General features: G+C 38.6%; 11 protein-coding genes and 1 tRNA gene. 8 read left to right on the plus strand and 4 right to left on the minus strand.

Features of this window, described 5'->3' with window-relative positions:
• Nucleotides 1–2 precede the first annotated feature (2 nt).
• The 7 genes from J2746_RS11875 to J2746_RS11905 all read left to right on the plus strand — a co-directional run bounded on the left by J2746_RS11875 (nt 3) and on the right by J2746_RS11905 (nt 6,707).
• The gene (locus J2746_RS11875) at nt 3–1,004 is read left to right on the plus strand and encodes a class I SAM-dependent methyltransferase (RefSeq protein ID WP_209621191.1); all 1,002 of its coding nucleotides are present in this window, start codon (nt 3–5) and stop codon (nt 1,002–1,004) included.
• 67 nt (nt 1,005–1,071) lie between these two features.
• Nucleotides 1,072–1,143 (plus strand) — tRNA-Thr (locus J2746_RS11880).
• 529 nt (nt 1,144–1,672) lie between these two features.
• The gene (locus tag J2746_RS14740; RefSeq protein WP_209621224.1) at nt 1,673–1,873 is read left to right on the plus strand and encodes a DUF378 domain-containing protein; all 201 of its coding nucleotides are present in this window, start codon (nt 1,673–1,675) and stop codon (nt 1,871–1,873) included.
• A gap of 73 nt (nt 1,874–1,946) precedes the next feature.
• Nucleotides 1,947–2,978: a YbgA family protein gene (locus J2746_RS11890; protein ID WP_209621194.1), complete on the plus strand. Its 1,032-nt coding sequence runs from the start codon at nt 1,947–1,949 to the stop codon at nt 2,976–2,978.
• A gap of 116 nt (nt 2,979–3,094) precedes the next feature.
• The gene (locus J2746_RS11895) at nt 3,095–3,538 is read left to right on the plus strand and encodes a pyridoxamine 5'-phosphate oxidase family protein (RefSeq protein ID WP_245250135.1); all 444 of its coding nucleotides are present in this window, start codon (nt 3,095–3,097) and stop codon (nt 3,536–3,538) included.
• Complete coding sequence (locus J2746_RS11900) at nt 3,531–5,672, plus strand: PEP/pyruvate-binding domain-containing protein (protein WP_209621197.1); 2,142 nt, start codon at nt 3,531–3,533, stop codon at nt 5,670–5,672. Before J2746_RS11895 ends, J2746_RS11900 begins: the two co-directional genes overlap by 8 nt.
• 471 nt (nt 5,673–6,143) lie before the next feature.
• A complete protein-coding gene (locus J2746_RS11905) occupies nt 6,144–6,707 on the plus strand; it encodes a fasciclin domain-containing protein (RefSeq protein WP_209621202.1) in 564 nt (187 codons plus the stop codon).
• A 461-nt stretch (nt 6,708–7,168) separates the two neighbouring features.
• Here the strand turns inward: J2746_RS11905 and J2746_RS11910 are convergent, their stop codons facing one another.
• The 3 genes from J2746_RS11910 to J2746_RS11920 all read right to left on the minus strand — a co-directional run bounded on the left by J2746_RS11910 (nt 7,169) and on the right by J2746_RS11920 (nt 9,205).
• Nucleotides 7,169–7,588 carry a potassium channel family protein gene (locus J2746_RS11910; protein WP_245250136.1) on the minus strand — a complete coding sequence of 140 codons (420 nt, stop codon included), beginning with the start codon at nt 7,586–7,588 and terminating at the stop codon, nt 7,169–7,171.
• Nucleotides 7,589–7,646: 58 nt separating this feature from the next.
• Nucleotides 7,647–8,057: a DUF6144 family protein gene (locus tag J2746_RS11915; RefSeq protein ID WP_209621205.1), complete on the minus strand. Its 411-nt coding sequence runs from the start codon at nt 8,055–8,057 to the stop codon at nt 7,647–7,649.
• 419 nt (nt 8,058–8,476) lie between these two features.
• On the minus strand, nt 8,477–9,205 hold the full coding sequence (locus tag J2746_RS11920) for a DUF4386 domain-containing protein (protein WP_209621208.1): 729 nt from the start codon (nt 9,203–9,205) through the stop codon (nt 8,477–8,479).
• A gap of 510 nt (nt 9,206–9,715) precedes the next feature.
• Here J2746_RS11920 and J2746_RS11925 point away from each other — a divergent pair.
• Nucleotides 9,716–16,894 (plus strand): PAS domain S-box protein, encoded by a 7,179-nt coding sequence (locus tag J2746_RS11925; RefSeq protein WP_209621212.1) that lies wholly within the window; start codon nt 9,716–9,718, stop codon nt 16,892–16,894.
• A gap of 85 nt (nt 16,895–16,979) precedes the next feature.
• Here J2746_RS11925 and J2746_RS11930 read toward each other — a convergent pair.
• The coding region (locus J2746_RS11930) for a methyl-accepting chemotaxis protein (RefSeq protein ID WP_209621215.1) at nt 16,980–19,530 on the minus strand (2,551 nt) is incomplete at its 5' end.

Here is a 19,530-nt window from a genome sequence, read left to right on the forward strand (position 1 = left end):
AGATGAAAAGAGATTGTATCAGAGTATTGAAAAAAAAAGGTGAGCCAATACGCAGATTACTGCTGGAAATGGACCTGCTGGATAATTCAGCACGCATTAGCTCAGATGAAGAATACCTCTTGCTTCCACTCACATGCAAGCCGGAGGAAGCAGAACTGAAAGAGCTTCCCGGAGAGTTTGAACTAACCGAGCATGAGTTCGAGGAACAGAAAGGCCAGCTTAAACTCGAAGACCTGCTTGACGTTGTGCCCCACTTTGAAATAGTTGGAGATATTGCACTCATCGAGGATGATGTTCCCGAACCTGAGAAAATGGCTGATGCCATTATGAAAGTGAAGAAGAACGTTAAGACCGTTCTTGCGGCCCAGAGTCCTGTTGAGGGAGAATTCAGAACACGCAGGTTCAGGACTGTAGCAGGAGAGGACAGAACATCCACAATCCACAAGGAATATGGTTCGCGATTTTACATTGATCTTGAGAGAGCTTACTTCACACCACGTCTTGCAACCGAACGTTCACGTATACTGGAACAGGTAAAAGAGGGCGAAACAGTTGTGGACATGTTCGCAGGTGTCGGTCCGTACAGCATCATGCTGGCAAGGAAGAGTCCCGACATCCATGTGGTTGCCATTGACAAAAATCCGGATGCTGTTGAGTTCCTGCGCCGCAATGTTGATCTCAATTCAGTTCCAAACGTGGAAGCTATAGAAGGTGACGCGAACCTTGAAGCTGAAAAATATGCCGGTATTGCAGATCATGTGATTATGAACCTGCCTCATAACGCAAATGAATTTCTTGACGCTGCTGTGAAACTTTGTGCTCCAAATGGAATTATTCACTATTACGATATCACTCCTGAGGACGACCTTTTCGATAGTTCACTGAAACTTATCAATGAGGCTGCAAAAAGAGCAGGCAGAACTACTGAACTTATAGAGTCACGTGTCGTCCGTTCCTATGCTCCGCACCAGTTCAATGTCTGCATTGAAGTGAGAGTGCTCTAGCCGATATTAGTAAAGCTTAAGCGAAATTATTAAATCATTATATAGAATTATACTGTCGTTCAGTTTTGCCTCTGTGGCTTAGCGGTATAGCGGCTGATTCGTAATCAGCAGGCCGAGGGTTCGAATCTCTCCAGGGGCTCTATAAATTGCAGTCCAAAGCCTCACCTGTCTTGATAGAACCAAGACAGGTGGTTCAAATGGACTTGATATTTTTCCAGAGGGATAAGTAGTCATTTAAATTCTAATGTCTAATATTTTATTAAGTCTGAGTTAATAATGTGTTTATGGATGAATATACCTATTATCAGAATAAACATGATGAAACAAAGTAATTGCATTATTCCTGATTGGAAATCAGTACCAATCAACCATGAATGAACAAATATCAATATAAAAGCAATATAATTCAAGTCATGATTTTTTGGCTCTGTAGAAATTATCGGGTTTCAAGGAAAAAATCGAATTGATGGAAAATAATGCGCATCAATAACTGAGTTTTGCATTAAATATTAAAAATTTAGATTTCTGCAGAGTCATAGCAATACAGGTTTAATTACTAAATTAAAAATAAACTAAAAGATATTATATATGTTATTTTATTCAGCGGGTAACTAAATTTAAGTACAATGTAATATAAAATAGAATTAACAATACATGGGGGTATATTCATAGTAGAAAAGACAACATTAGATTGGCTAGCACTTGTTCTTGTAATAATCGGGGGATTAAACTGGGGATTATTTGGAATATCACAGGATCTGAATCTTGTAGCTTTAATTTTTGGCTATAGTATAATTGCAAGAGTTGTTTACATCCTAGTTGGTTTATCAGCAGTTTATATGATATATTTCGCAACTAAAAAAGATTAAGGTAGTTATCCTACTGTCATTTTATTTATTTTTTATTTTTCTTATACAGTAAGTGAATTTAATGAGGAAATGAATGGCATTAGACCGAATTCCAGAGTATCCTTTTGAAAGACCCTGCGTAGTTGTCAGTAAGTGTCTTGGATTTGAAAATGTACGCTATGACGGAGGAATAGTTCATTGTCAGATCATCAATGACATTGAACATTTAGTTGACTTCATAACTGTATGTCCCGAAGTAGAAATTGGACTTGGGGTTCCAAGAGAAACGATTAGAATCGTTCGAACAGGTGGAGAAAAAAAACTTTTTCAACCAAAAACCAAAAGGGATGTTACCGAATTAATGAATTCTTTTACTGATGATTTCTTAAAAAATCTGAATGATGTGGATGGATTCATTTTTAAATCAGGATCTCCGACAATTGGAATCAGGAACATAAAAATATATTCAGCGGCAGAAAACAGTCCTGTTATAGATCATGGAAGTGGATTCTTTGCAGAAAAAATATTAAATAAGTACGCTCATTATCCTATGGAAGAAGATGATAGGCTGAGAAATAAAATAATAAGGCATCATTTTCTTACAATGCTTTTCTCTTTTGCAGACTTTAGAAAAGTTAAAATGAAAAAATCAGCGGAAAAATTGTGTCAATTTCATAAGCAGAACTGTTATCTATTTCGTTTGTATGAAAGGGATATAGCAACAAAAATGGAAAAAATTATTGAAAATATAACTGATAATAGCTTTGACACTGAATCTAAAAATTATGAAAAGCTATTTCATCGTATTTTTTTAAATCATCCAGGAACAAATGAATACACAAATCTTGCAAATGTAATATTCTTAAGTGTGGATGATTACCTTAACAAAGCCGAAAAGAAATATCTTAACAAAGTTATTCAAAAGTATGCTGATAACAGGTTGGGAAACGAAACTTTATTAGAAATACTCAAGCTTTATGTTATTCGTTTTAGCCATTCTAAATCCAAATATTCAAGATTATTCTATCCTTACCCTGAAGAATTAAAAACTGAATCTGAGGCTGATAGAGGTAGGGATTTCTGGTCGAATTTCCCTATTCCAAATTCTGAGGAACAGTCAAAATAACAGTTATAAAATAATCAATGTTTGACTGTAGTAAATATAAAAATGTAAATTCATGTCATATTTGGTAAAGCAAGGATATATAGATTCAAGCAAAGTTTTACAGTAAAGGGATTAAAATGGTAGAAATGTCTCCAAAAGGTATTATAGAATACCTTCTGAATAATGAAAAACTTGCCGTTCTTGCCACTGAAAAAGAAGGACAGCCATACACAAATTTAATAGCTTTTGCAACAACAGAAGACTTCAAAAAATTAATCTTTGTCACACCTCGATTCACAAGAAAATACTCTAACATATTATCTTCACACAATGCATCAATTATGATTGATAACCGGTCAAATGAACTTTCCGATTTTAAAGCTACAAAAGTAATCAATGCAATGGGAACTATTAAAGAAGTAGACAAAGACCCCATCCTTTCTGAAATATATCTTTCAAAAAATAAACATCTTCATGATTTTTTTTATGCCCCTTCCTCTGCACTTATGATGATGTACATTGAAAAGTACATTATTGCAACCAATTTCCAGAATGTTGTGGAGATAAACATAGATGTCTGATTTCATAATCTCTGTAGAAAATATTTCTGAAAAAGACAATATTGATGTGGGTGGGAAAGCCTATTCCATGGCCATAATTCACAAAAATGGATTCAAAGTACCTGCTTTTTTCTGCGTTAAAGTTAATGCATACAGCAATTATTTAATAGAAAGTGGACTGGAAGGTAAGATATTACTTGAGCTGGCCAGAAAAGACTTTTCAAAAATGAGATGGGAAGAGATGTGGGATACTTCCCTTCGTCTAAAAAATCTCTTTTTGAGTGAAAATATTCCTAAATATATTGAAGATGAAATCAGAGCTGAAATAGCAGGTAAATACACTGAAAAATCACTGGTTATTCGTTCTTCAGCACCAGGTGAAGATTCTGATACCACTTCTTTTGCAGGAATACACGAATCCTATGTTAACGTAATCAGAATTCAGGACATATTGGAAAGTATAAAGCTTGTGTGGGCATCTCTCTGGTCAGATGCTGCAATTCTCTATAGGGAAGAGTTGAATCTTGATATTAAAAATAGCACAATGGCTGTAATTATTCAGGAATTAGTTGAAGGGGATAAATCAGGAATTATATTTACCAAAGATCCAACCAACGAAGAACAGATGGTTTTAGAATCAGTTTATGGACTTAATGAAGGATTGGTTAGTGGGGATATTGAACCTGACAGATGGATACTTGACAGAAAAACAGGTGTAATTCTACAGCATACAGCTCCTTCAACCAGGATAAAAAATATTATACTGAAAGAAATTGGAACTACTATTAATGAGTTGGAAGCCACTTATTCAAAAAATGAGCCCTTGAGTAATAATGATATTAAAAAATTATACGAGGTTTCAATCTCCTTAGAAAATATATTTTCTTGTCCACAGGACATCGAGTGGACAATGAAAGATGGCGAATTATTCCTTCTACAGTCAAGACCTATTACTACCCTCAAGGATAACGAAAAGCAGTGGTATTTATCTCTGAAAAGAACCTTTGAGAACTTGAAGAAGTTGCGTTTAAAAATAGAAAACACTTTGATTCCAGAAATGATAGAAGATGCAAAATCAATCAAGGAAGAACATCTTGAAAACCTCAACGATTCTGAAATCTCAGATCTTATTGATTACAGAAGAAAAGTATTTTTGAAATGGGAATCGATTTACAGAAAAGATTTCATTCCTTTTGCTCATGGCATGAGACTTTTTGGTGATGTCTATAACAAGAAAATAAAACCTTCAGACCCTTATGAGTTCATGCACCTTCTGGTAAATTCAAACCTTCTAAGCATCCAGAGAAACAGGCAATTGACTAAACTTGCAACCATGGTTAAAGAAGATAAGGATTTAAGGAAAAATATTGAAAAAAGGATACTTGAGGGAAATTTTGAAAAAGAGCTCGATAAGTTCGTAGAACTTTTTGGCAAATCATCCTATGTGCAGGATAAGAACCAATTATTAAAGCTTATTATTGAATTATCTGAGAAAAAGAAGAACGAAACAAAAAATTCAGATGATTCAAAGTCAATGGAAATTACTTTTTTTTCCAAGTTTGAATTACAAGAGCAAGAATATGCATCGGAATTACTTGATCTGGGACGTGCAAGCTATCGACTTCGTGATGATGACAACATATACCTTGGAACTATTGAAGGACATTATCTTAATTCGCTGGAAGAAGGAAAAAAGCGACTTGTTAAAAGGAGTATTCAAAAAAATATAAGTCCAGATGAAATAATAAAAGCTCTGAAACAAAAGGATTATGTTCCAAAGGTAGAAGAAGTTAGTCAAGTTCCTAATTTCTCAAGAGAAAGCGTCGTTAGACAATTACAGGGACAACCTGCAAGTCAAGGGCTTGCTACAGGGGAGGCAAGGGTTATTGAACAAAAAGATGATCTATTCTACGTGAAAGCAGGAGATATCTTGGTTTGTGATGCAGTTGAACCAAACATGACATTTGTTGTCCCACTTGTAGCAGGAATTGTCGAACGGAGGGGAGGTATGTTAATACACGGAGCCATAATCGCACGTGAATATGGGATTCCCTGTGTCACAGGGATTCCTGATGCTACAAATATCATAAATAACGGGGATGAAGTTACCGTTGATGGATATCTTGGAATTGTTGTTATAGAAAAAATCGAATGAAAGCAAATGTTTTTCATTATTTTAATCATTAAGACTTAACAGATGTACCATCTTGTGAGACTACTATTTATGTCCTTAGAATGATTGATTTAAAATAAATTAATGGGGTACTTTATTCTGAGATTTTTAAGGATGCACAATAATAAATTAAGACAAAGCCCAGAATGACTATTTTATTGAGCAAATTGGAATGAAGAGAATAATGGCAGTGTCAAAAATCCTTTATTCTTAACCAGTATCAAAAATTACAATTAAACACAAATAATTTTTTAGTTTGTGGATTCTATTTAAGTAATAAGATATATCTTTAATTATCTTTACAATTACGTTTATTATTATACTATATATGGAGTGAAATTAATAGACTGATTAGTAAATATTCGAAATATATATATTCTATAGAAGAACACCTTTATTTATCGATTTGCAAAAAAGCGATCAAAATTTAATAGAAAAGTAGGAGTGGAGTAAATGAAATTATTAAAAATAGTACTATGTTTGCTTATTGCAACAAGTTTACTCTTGTCGGGCTGTGCAGAACAAACCCAAGAAGAAAGTATGGAAACTGAAGAAATGGTAACTGAAGAGACGGAGACCGAAGAGGAAGAAGCAGTAGAAATGAACATTGTTGAGACAGCAGTCGCTGCAGGTTCATTTGATACTCTGGTAACTGCAGTTCAGGCAGCTGGACTTGCTGAAACCTTAAGCGGAGAAGGACCATTTACAGTTTTTGCGCCAACCGATGAAGCGTTTGCCGCATTACCTGAAGGTACACTTGATGAATTGCTGGAGGACGAGGAAGCACTTACATCCGTACTTACATATCATGTGGTCGCAGGAAAAGCAATGTCAGGTGATCTGTCAGATATGATGGTACTTGAAACCTTGCAGGGTGAAGAGGTTACGATATACATAACAGATGGAAATGTAATGGTCAATGACGCAAACGTAGTTCAGGCAGATATAGAAACCAGTAATGGAGTAATTCACGTAATTGATAAGGTAATACTACCACCTTCTATGACAAATGAATAGGTTTAAATAACCTATTTTTATTTTTTGCTTCTAAAAGTCACCTTAAATTATTGATATTGTCGCGATTAAATATCTGTTTCTACACCTTTTAATCAGGCATTACCTATCGTTTATTTGTAAGTTGATATCAGTTCATCTCCTGTCAATTATCTTTATCGGTATGTTATACGACATGAATCCAGTTGTCCTGGCCCTTTGCAGTTGAAAATAACAAAGAAATTGAAACGTTCCAATTGTTATTAAAAGAAGACTGGCCAAAAGATTCATTCAGATTCGGCCTTAATCGTAGTTCCTCAGAAAGAAGCACTTTTTTGAAAAGGGTTAAACGATAGCAAGGAATAAGTGTTGCTCCATTTACGACACAGCTTGTGTCGCAATTTCATCTGTGTCATTGTGCAGTAGATATCAGTTAATTGTCAAGTGGATAAAAAAACAAAACCCTACCTACCAATATCACCCTCTTACTCATCCTTAATATTCTCCAGAATATCCTTTTCCATCTCTTCCAGAGTATCGCCTGAATCCCACAGGAAATTTGGATTGCGCTGGGACATTCTTTCTACCTGTTGTTTTCTGAAATGTTCGCCGCTTGCATTAACAAAACCCAACAGTATTCCGAGTCCTATGAAAACGTAGATAATGGTGAAGATCTTTCCCAGATCAGTTGCGGGAGTTAGATCACCGAACCCTATTGTGGTCAGGGTTATCACAGAGAAATATAGAGAATCAAGCCAGGTCCATCCTTCTATTGAATGGTAGGTAACAGTTCCCAGAGAAAGAGTGAAAATAACAAGAGTAAAAATGCTTCGAAATTCAGGCTCCTTGAACATATTGAAAAGCGAGCGGATGAATATGAAGAATGTCAGAACAAATGAAAGCATGTTTCTCCTTTACTCAATCGTTCTTCACATGCAAATACTATTCGCTAAGTTTGAAAAATCACACCATTATCCTGAAACGACACTCATCATCCCCGGCAAGTACAGTTTTCTCCATCAGAACATCCACATCCCTGCCAAGTCCAAGCCTGAACTTCCTTTTAAGATTCCCCATTGTACAATAGCAAAGTGTCTTTGAAGTACCTTCAATATCTTCATTAACAAGCGGACAGTAGCATTTGTCAAAGACCACATAGACATTTCCGTTCTCGAATCTTACACGCCACTCCAGAGACATTTTTTCAAGAAAATCGAATTCATCCTCAGATGAATTCTTGATCTCCAGCAGCTTATCATCTTTAAGGTGGGTGAAAGGACAATCTTCACCGCATGTTTGCATTATTTTGATCCTGGTTGATTCATCCAGATTTTCGTCCAGAGTTACAAGTAAATTCTTGACCCAATTATTCATCAATATTCCCCTTCACGTCGATAATATTCATGTAATAATCAATATATTCAGGTCATTTTAATTAAACATCACTTATTAAAAAGATTTATATTAGGTAGTTGTGTTTTTATAAATGGTGGTATGAGATCTAATAATACAAAGATAGCGGTAGTCATATCTTTATATCTGTTAATGATGTTTGTTGTTGCTCTTTTAGCCGGTTTGAGCAATACGTGACATCTAGATATAATATTCTGGCCTGCAATGGCATCCCTCAAAATAAGAAAAGTACACACATTAGTCATGTGATAGCTCAGAATAGAATACTAAATGTGCGGTTTATTATTTAGTTTACTTCTTTTGGAGGAAATTCAAATATCTTAACCTTAGACATATCTGTAGTTCTGTGCAAATTTCAATCATTTTCTACAAATTCCCTGTTAATTCATTTCTGGCTGTAATTCAAGTTTGCGTCCTTTTATCAGAAGCCACAAAGTGAATGATAATTCTCCTATAACTCCCGGCACGATAACTATTATCATGAAGATCCCTGCGTAATCAGCATAGTTACTCATGAGGAAACTTGCAAAACTGTCTGCAAGGTAACCAATAGCTGCTATCATCAGAAGTATACCTATGAATTTTGGTATGTAACCCGATCTGAAAATCAGATAGCCAAGGACCGCAAGATGAAGTCCGAAGAATATCAGACCTATAAGCCATGTATCATTGAAAGCATATAGAAGCGACATGACCTGAACCTGCATCTGACCCGTACTGAGCTCCGTAAGATAACTGGCTTCTCCGAAAAGTCGCAGCACGCTGAACAGGTTAAACATGGCAATTCCGAAGATCGTTGCATTTACAAGCCTAAGCCAGGCTGCTAGCAGTGAAAGACCTTTGCTTACAGGACTGAGCAAAAGGTAAAGAGCCCATGCAACAATCACATCAAAAATGACCATGATAATAAATCCAAGTATTCCCATGCGGAACTGACCCAGATTTGACATTATGTTGTCCACGGTCGCTGAAGCATTTTCAGGTACAAAAAGATTCATCAGCACAACAAAATTAGCAACAATACCAAGTATAAATATGATCAGATAACTGAAACCGGCAATAATTGCAGCTTTACGTAAAGATATATCACCATCTAAGTTGTTTGTCAATTTAACCCCCTCCACTTAAAGATATTAGATAATGTCTATTTAAAGATTCCCTGAAAATAACGCAATAGCAATTGAATTTTTAATTTATTATAATCACTGATTATATCACCATATAAGCCACAATTTTCTCAAAAAATATAGCCACCAATTAGAAGTCAGAAAATTGAATTAGAAATAAAAATATGAAAATATCATATGAAGAAAATCGATACATGAACCTTCAAATCAGTAAATTAATATAATACAATTCACCAATATAATATTAGTGGCATTCACTAATGCAGAAATAAATTTCAAAAGAATATTGACAATTTAATGATTTGTGTGGGTTTGATCAGCTTATTGATATTGGGTTCATATCTGCTGATAACAGGCAAGAGTAAACAGGAATGCAGGTCTCCAATTGTGTTGATTTTGAAAAGTTGCAGCTGACATATCAGAAACTGATCGTACAAACATACAGAATACCTGGTACACAAAAAAATTGTCAGCTTTTAAGCAGGCAGCAAAATGCAAAAAAGTACAACAGGATACAGAGCATTATTTGAAAACAATCATGATGCTATGCTGCTGGTTGATCCTGACAGCCTGGACATCATCGATGCTAATAGCGCTGCATGCTACTATTATGAGTCATCCTGTGAAGAACTGACCCGGATGAAAATATTTGAAATCATCTCACATCCCGGGGAAGACTGCAGTCAATGTGTCAAAAGAGCACTCAAAGGACAACAGGATCAATTCATCTGTACTTCCCGGTTTCCAGGTAAAGAAAAATATAATGTTGAAATATCTACAATACCGGTCAAAATAGAAAACGAAAACATCCTCTGTTTTAGCATTCGAGATATAACCGAGATCAAAGAAACAGAAAAAGAACTGGCAGAAAATCAGGAAAAGTGCCAGATGCTTTCAGACCTGACCTACGAAGGAATCACCATTCATGACAATGGAACTATCCTTGAGATAAATAAAGCTGTATGTCAACTGACAGGATATACAAAAGAAGAACTTATAGGCAAGAATATTCTGGAAGTTCTTGCACACCCTGATGACGTTGACAACATAAAGAAGCAGATGAAAAAGGATAGCACAAAACCCTATGAAATCCGCACCATTAGAAAAGATGGAACTGTAATTATAACTGAGATCGAATCTCACATAATCACATACAAAGGAAAAAAAGTTCGTGTAGCTGCGGCAAGAGACATCACAGAACGTAAAAAAGCCGAAAAGGAACGAAAGGAAAGTGAAGAGAGATTCAAGACACTGCACAGCGCATCCTTTAGTGGTATTTTCATCCACAAAGACAATATTATAATTGACTGCAACCAGGGACTTGCAGAAATGACTGGTTACACAGTTGAAGAACTTATCGGAATGAATGGACTGCTGCTTACAGCTGAAGCTTACAGGGATGAAGTAATAAACAATATCAATACAGATTATCAAAAAGCATATGAAGTAATTGGAATACGTAAAGATGGAAGCCAGTATCCGATCAGTGCACATGGAAAAGACATCCCATACAAAGATGGAAAAGTCAGAGTTGTTGAGTTCAGAGATATAACAGAGCAGAAAGAAGCTGAAGAATCCCTCAAAGAAAGTGAAAAGAAATATCGCGCCCTGTTCGAGAATAACATGAGTGGCATACTTGTCACTAAATCCGTCAGAGACGAAAACGGACATCCAATAGATTTTACATTTCTGGATGTGAATGATGCTTTTGAGAAACATACTGGGTTAAAAGCTGAAAATGTAATAGGAAAGCGTGCAACTGAAGTGTATCCCGATATTGAAAAAAGGGAGAACACCTTTATCGATCTGCACAGAAATGTGATACTGAGCAGAAGTCCCTATAATGTTGAACTATATTCTGAAGAACTGAATAAATATTTCAGTATTGCTGCATATCCCGTAGAAGAGGACATTGCTGCTGCCGTTTTCCAGGATATCACCGAACGCAGGATAGCTGAAGAAAAACTGAAGGAAAGTGAAGAAAAACTAAAGTTGTTCATAGAGCATGCACCAGTATCAATAGCAATGCTGGACCGTGATATGCGACACATAGCAGTAAGTCATAGATGGCTTGAAGATACCTTTACAGAACGGGATATCATTGGGATACCACATTATGAAGTATACGCGGAGTTGAGTGATGAATTCAAAGAAGCACATAAGCGTGCTCTGAAAGGGGAAACTGTCCGCAAAGAAGAAGACTTTCTTAAAATGCCTGATGGAAATATGATATGGTCCCGTTGGGAGGTCAGACCATGGAACACAGCAGATGGCACCATCGGTGGAATCATCATCTTTTCTGAAGATATCACAAAAAGGAAAGAAGCTGAGATTGCTCTCAGGGAAAGTGAAGCTCTCCTGAATGAAGTAGGAGAAATAGCTAAGATAGGGGGATGGGAGTATGATATTCCAACATCAACCGTCAAATGGACTCCTGAAGTTTACAAGACATTTGACCTCGGACTCGATTTCGAACTTGCTTATGGAAATACACTGGGATTCTATTCTTCTGGTTCAAGGAAAAGTGTGGAAAAAGCATTCAAAGATGCTATAGAAAAAGCAGAATCATATGACCTTGAACTTGAATTAACTACTCCAGAAGGTAATCACAAATGGGTCAGGACGATCGGACGTCCTACTATAGAAAATGGAAAAGTGGTGAAAATAACCGGGTCATTCCAGGACATAACTGAGCGTAAGAATGCTGAGAACAAACTGCTAGAGAGTGAAGAAAAACTAAGGCTGTTCATAGAGCATGCACCTGTGGCACTGGCGATGCTTGACCGCGATATGCGACATGTAGCAGTGAGCCGTTACTGGCTTGATAAATATTCCCTTGCTGACAGGGATATTATCGGGGTATCCCATTATGATGTTTTCCCGGATCTAAAGGAAGAATTCAAAGAGGCACACCGCCGCGCTTTGAAAGGGGAGGTTACCAGCAAAGATGAAGATTTCATCTTGAGAGCCAATGGAAGTGGAGAATGGGCACGCTGGGAGGTCAGACCATGGAAAACATCAGAAGGTACTATTGGCGGTATTGTGATCTTAACAGAAGATATCACTGAAAGAAAACAAATACAGGATAAACTACGTGAAAATGAAGCTATTCTGAGTGAGGTAAGCAAGCTCGGACAGATAGGTGGATGGACTCTGGATGTTGAGTCAAATAAAGTCACATGGACAGAAGAAGTTGCAAAGATCCAGGATAAAGATGACATTTCAGACCCTGCAGAAAGCCTGGAACTCTTCCTGCCTGAATCAAAAAAGATGCTGGAAAAAGCACTTAATAATGTTGTTGAAAAGGCCGAACCTTATGACCTTGAACTGGAGCTCATATCAGCAAAAAGAAAACACAAATGGGTCAATGCAATTGGAAAACCGGTAATTGAGAATCATAAGGTTGTAAAAATAACAGGCACACTTCAGGACATAACGGCAAGTAAGAATGCTGAGGTAAAGCTGCGGGAAAGTGAATCACTTCTGAACGAAGTCGGGAGAATCGGAAAGATCGGAGGATGGGATCTTGATGTAGGATCAAATGTGATCACATTTACACCAGAAGTTGCAAGGATCCATGAAACTGAAGAAATTGACACTTATGAGAAGGCAATAGAACGCTTTACTCCTGATTCAAAAGCAATACTTGAAAAAGCAACGAACGTTTCAATCGAAAAGGGTGAACCATTTGATCTGGAGCTGGAGACCATTACTGCCAAAGGTACTCATAAATGGGTCCGAGTAAGCGCTCGTCCAAAAATTGTTGACGGAAAGGTCATAAAAATAACAGGTACACTGCAGGATATAACTGAGCGCATAGATATGGAGCAGGAACTCAGGGAAAGCCATGAAAAGTACCAGATGCTTTCGGATGCGACCTTTGAAGGCATCATATTCCATGATAACGGTGTAGTCCTGGATGTAAATGAAGCCGTTATCCGTGCTACAGGATATTCAAAAGATGAGCTCCTTGGAAAGAATATTGTAGAAATGGTCATCCATCCTGAAGACATAAACATAGCTATCCGGAATATGGAAAACAAGGTTGCAAAACCCTATGAAGTTCGCTGTATCAGAAAAGATGGATCCGAATATCCGGTTGAAATTGAATCCTATCGCATAAGCTACAAAGGAAGAAAGGTTCGTGTTGCAGCGGTAAGGGACATTACTGAACGTAAAAAAGCCGAAAAGGATCTTAAAGAAAGTGAAGAAAGATTCAGAGCTCTGCACAACGCATCCTTTGGCGGTATTGTAATTCATGATAAAGGCAGGATAATTGATTGCAATCTTGGTCTTTCAGATATAACAGGATACTCCCATGATGAGCTCATAAGAATGGATGGGCTGCAGTTGATAGCCGAAAGCCACAGAGACCTTGTCATGTCCAACATCCTTGCGGAATATGAAAAGCCATATGAAGCAATTGGACGCCGTAAAGATGGCAGCGAGTATCCCCTCAGACTTGAAGCAAAAAACATACCCTATAAAGGAAAAAAGGTAAGGGTCGTTGAATTCAGGAATATCACTGAACGAAAGAAAGCAGAGGAAGAACTACGCGAGAAGACTGAAGAACTTGATCGTTATTTCACATCCAGCCTTGACCTCCTCTGCATTGCCAGCACAGAAGGCATTTTTATTCGATTGAACCCTGAATGGGAAAAGGTGCTTGGATATCCTGTCAGTGAGCTGGAAGGACGGAACTTTATGGACTTTGTACATCCGGATGACAAGAAAGCTACCATTGAATCCATTTTCACACTGGCTAACCAGAATGAAGTCCTGAACTTTGTAAACCGCTATCGTGCCAGAGATGGAACTTACCACTGGCTTGAGTGGCGTTCTGTTCCTGTAGGAGAACTGGTCTACGCAGTAGCTAGGGATATTACCAAGCGAAAAGAAGCAGAAGACAAACTGTTTGAGAACGAGGAAAAACTCAGATTGTTCATTGAACATGCACCGGTAGCTTTGACAATGCTGGACCGTGATATGCGACACATTGCCGTGAGTCAGCGTTGGCTTGACGACTTCTCCCTTGATATGGACATAATAGGGAAGAAACATTATGAGGTAATGCCACAGGTAAAGGAAGAATGGAGAGAAGCACATCAAAGAGCCCTGAAAGGAGAAGTTGTACACAGCAATGAAGATTATTTAGAGAAAAAGGATGGTAGTGTACAATGGCTGCGCTGGGAACTCAGACCATGGAAAGCAGTAGATGGCTCTATTGGTGGCATAATTATCTTTACAGAAGATATCACAGAACGTAAAGAATACGAAGAGAAACTGCTTGAGAGGGAAGCCCTTCTGAATAATGTAGGAAACATTGCAAAGATCGGTGGATGGGAACTTGATCTGATATCCAATAAACCTACGTGGACACCTGAAGTTGCAAAGATACATGAACTGGATATGAATGATGCAGCAGATGTTGATATGGGATTATCCTATTACACTCCGGATTCGAGGGAGATACTGGAAAAAGCATTTAATACACTCATAGAAAAAGGCGAACCATATGAACTCGAACTTGAATTCATAACAGCTAAAGGAAATCATAAATGGGTAAGGACAAGCGGTTATCCGAAGATAGTGGATGGAAAAATAGTAAAAATAACCGGCACACTGCAGGACATTACAGAACACAAGAGTGCAGAAGAAAAACTGCTTGAGTATGCTGAGGAACTGGAAGATAAGAACATAGAACTTGACAAAGCCCTGATAAGAGCAGAGGAAGCTACCAGAGCAAAAACTGATTTCCTTGCTAATATGTCCCATGAGATACGCACACCAATGAATGGTGTGATAGGAATGACAAACCTTCTGCTAACTACAAAACTGAGTGAAGAGCAGAGACACTACGTTGACACTGTTAATAAAAGCGGAGAAGCTTTGCTTGAACTTATAAACGATATACTTGACATATCCAAGATAGAAGCAGGAAAACTTGAACTTGATGAAGTTGACATAAATCTACAGGAGATACTGGAAGAAATAGCATCTATTCTGTCTGTCAGAGCGAATGACAGCGGACTGGAACTCATATGTATGGCTGACCCGGATGTGCCGACTTACATCAAAGCGGATCCTGTCAGACTTAAACAGTTACTCATAAACCTGGGCGGCAATGCAATAAAATTCACACATGAAGGTGAAGTTGTCATCAGGGCCAGTCTTGTATCCGAAACAACTTCCAGGGCAACAATACGTTTCTCTGTTAGAGACACAGGTATCGGGATCCCTGATGACAAAAAGAATTTGCTTTTCCGGAAATTCAGCCAGGTTGACTCCTCAACTACCCGCTACTATGGAGGAACAGGACTTGGACTTGCAATTTCCAGACAGCTTGTGGAATTGATGGATGGAGAAATTGGATTTGAAAGCGAAGAAGGCAAAGGTTCTGAATTCTGGTTCAGGCTGAACTTCAAGAAGCACTCTGGTAGTAAGAAAGCAGAACAAAGATATTCAGAAATTGAAGGAATACACGCACTTGTGGTTGATGACAACAGGACAAACCGCGAAGTTCTGACAAATTTGCTTAAATCATGGAATATGAAGGTCGAAGAAGCAGTTGACGGACCTTCTGCCATACAGGCTCTTTTCAAAGCTTATGAATCAGGTGATCCGTTTAAAGTAGCTCTTCTGGATATGCAAATGCCAGGAATGGATGGGGTTCTGCTTGGACGTATCATAAAATCAGACAAGGATCTGAGTGATATTCAATTGATAATGCTGAGTTCTGCAACACAAATGTCTGATAGCTGGAAGCAGAATAAAAACAACTTTACAGCATGCCTTTCAAAACCGATCAAATCTTCTGTGTTGCTCACTAAATTATCTGCAATGTTTTCCGAGGATGACGAAAGTGAAAGAAAAGATACTTCCAAAAAGGGAATTGAAGCATCCGGAATGTACAAAAAAGAAGCAAGGATCCTGCTTGTGGAAGATAATGTTGTGAACCAGCATGTTGCACAAAGTATACTGCAAAAGCTTGGCATTACTGCAGACGTTGCAAACAACGGACTGGAAGCCATCGAAGCTCTCGAAACGATTGCTTATGATCTTGTATTTATGGACATACAGATGCCTGAGATGGATGGTCTGGAAGCAAGTAGACATATCCGCAATGAACAATCCTCAGTGATCAATCATAATGTTCCTATTATTGCAATGACAGCACATGCAATGAAAGGAGACGAAGATAAATGCATCGAAGCGGGAATGAATGACTATTTGCCAAAACCTGTTAATCTGGAAGCACTTGCACAAGTGATCGATAAATGGACGGATCAGGTTTCTGAAGAAAAGCACCATGAAAATATAACTGATGAAGAAAACAAAGATACGCTGATATTTGACAGACGTTCATTCATGGAAAATATCATGGATGACATAACAATGGCCAGGGAAATAATAGGGATTTTCCAGAAAAATGCACCCCGGCAGTTTGATGAATTGAAAGAATCCGTAAACAAGGAAGAAATTGAAAATATTATTAAAAATGCCCATTCTCTGAAGGGTTCATCTGCTAGTGTTGGCGGAATATCTTTGAGCAACATTTCTGCTGAAATTGAAAAACTGGCTGGCTCCGGGGAAATAGATGCGGTTGTGGAAATGCTTCCGGAACTTGAAAAGAACTATGAACTACTGGTCCAGGAATTAGAGAGACTATAAACCGGAATACATCTTCTGATCAATGTAAAAAAACAAAAAAGCAGCTCCAAAAAGAGCCGCTATTCTTACTATATTCTATTATATATCACACAAGTGCATTTGCCGAGAATGAGGCAAACATGTCATTGGATTCCATCGAGTCGTCAAATTCAACATCCTCTTGTTTAACTGATGAACTGACACATTGTTTATCCAGACGGAACTTGGCAACCACAGATTGCATGTTGGAAGCAACATCAGCAAGTCCTTCGGCAGCTTTTGCAAGTTCATGCATGGAAGCTGTCTGTTCCTGGACAGAAGCAGAAGCCTGTTCCGACCCTGCTGCGGATTGCTCGGATATTGCACTGACTTCTTCAACAGAGCTTGTAACCTGTTCAATGGAAGCGGATTGTTCCTCGGCAGCTGCAGCGATCTCCTGCACCATTCTTACGATGGTATTGCCAGCCTCAACAACTTCACCAATGGCAGCTACCGACTGTTCAAGGGATTCAGCTCCGGTATCTACCTCTTCAGCACCTTTCTTCATGGATGCAACTGCTTCATTGGTTCCATTCTGCATCTGGCCGATCAGTTGTGCTATCTGTTTTGCAGCATTACCTGAATCTTCGGCAAGTTTTCTTACCTCATCTGCAACCACAGCAAATCCACGACCATGTTCTCCTGCTCTTGCAGCCTCAATAGCGGCATTAAGGGCAAGCAGATTCGTCTGGTCTGCAATATTGGTTATCAGGTTGACAATTTCGCCTATCTGCTTGGATTTATCATCAAGGTCATTGATAACTTCAGAAGACTCTCCTACAGCAGACTTTATGCCTCCCATCTTGGTTTTAAGATCCTCGGACATCTGACCGAGGTTCTGTATCAGATTATTAGACTGAACAGCATTTTCTGAAGCCCTGCCGGAATTTGAAGCAACCTCCTGGACGGTCAGGCTCATATCACTCATGGCCTTTGATACTTCTTCGGCTTTGCTGGACTGGACCTGCGTACCACGGGAGATCTCAGTCACCGTAGTTGTTAACTGTTCTGCTGTTGCCGACAGTTGTTCACTGGAAGATGACATTTCCTGTGCAGTGGCAGCTATACATTCTGCATTATCAGTTACAAGAACTACTATATCATTCAAAGATACTCTGCAGTTCTCCACACCATCGGTCAACTGCATAAAGTCTCCGACACCACGGACCTTGACTTTTCTTGTAAGATCATTGGATGCCATGGAATCAAGAACATCACAGGAGTCAGTGATTATATTCTGTAATGTGTCACCGAATCCGTCAAGGGTATAGCTGAGTTCTTTGAAATCACCCCTGGCATCAATTTCAACCCTGGTACTGAGATTACCATCTGCATAAGCAGTTATTACCCTTGCAGTCTCATTAATAGGATCAACTACCGCATCAAGACAATTATTAACTCCTTCAACGATCCTGCGATAATCACCCTGATGTACAGATACATCAGCACGGGTGCTCAATTCACCATTTATTCCTGCATCTGCAAGCATATTGGCATCTGAAACAAGAGCATTGATGGAATCGATACACAAGTTCAGATTATTTTTGATCTCATTGAAATCACCGCGGTATTCATCCGTTATCTTTTCAGGGATGTCACCTTTGGAGATACGGTCGATGTATTCGGCAGAAACATTGAGAGGACCGATGACAGCATCAAGAGTATTGTTAACACCTTCAACGATCCTGAGGTAGTCACCCTGATGCTTTGAAGCATCGGCACGTGTACTGAGCTGACCCGCAACAGCAGCCTCTGCAAGCATATTGGCATCTGAAATAAGAGCAGTGATAGCATCGATACACTGATTCAGGTTATCTTTCAGAGTATTGAAATCACCTTTGTATTCATCAGTTATCCTGTCAGGTATGTCACCTCTGGCAATTGAATCGACATAATCAGCAGCAACATTCAAAGGACATATGACAGCATCCAGTGTGTTATTGACACCTTCGATGATTCTTCTAAAGTCACCATAATGTCTGGAAGCATCGGCACGGGTGTCAAGTCTTCCTTCAATGGCAGCTTCTGACAGCATATTGGCATCAGCGATAAGAGCCTTGAGATTGCCACGAACCTCTTCAATTGTGTCGTTTATGAAAGCCTTCTTGCCAGGGAATTGTTCAAGCGGAGCTTCAAAGTTTCCTTCTCCAAACTCCTTGACACATGCCATAGCCTTCTTCTTCACATTGATGTGACCGGCAACCATATCATTAACACCTTTTGCCATGGTGGCATAGACACCCTGGAACTGGTCTTCAGGCATTACAACATCAATATCCCCGGCATCATGTTCCCTGCTCATTCTGGACATTTCATCTACGAACATGTTGAGTTCATTGATCAACTGGTTAAAGTTGTTCTTGATCTCATTGAAATCACCATAATATTCATCAGTGATCTTCTCAGGAATATCTCCTTTGGAAATACGATCGATGTATTCAGCAGAAACATTGAGCGGACCAATGACAGAATCAAGAGTGTCATTGACACCTTCAACAATGGCACGGTAATCACCCTGATGTCTGGAAGCATTGGCACGGGTATCGAGCTGACCTGCAACTGCAGCTCTTGAGAGCATATTGGCATCAGCCACAAGTGCATTTATCGCATCGATACAC

It is taken from the genome of Methanolobus bombayensis (assembly GCF_017873415.1).
GTDB classification, from domain to species: domain Archaea; phylum Halobacteriota; class Methanosarcinia; order Methanosarcinales; family Methanosarcinaceae; genus Methanolobus; species Methanolobus bombayensis.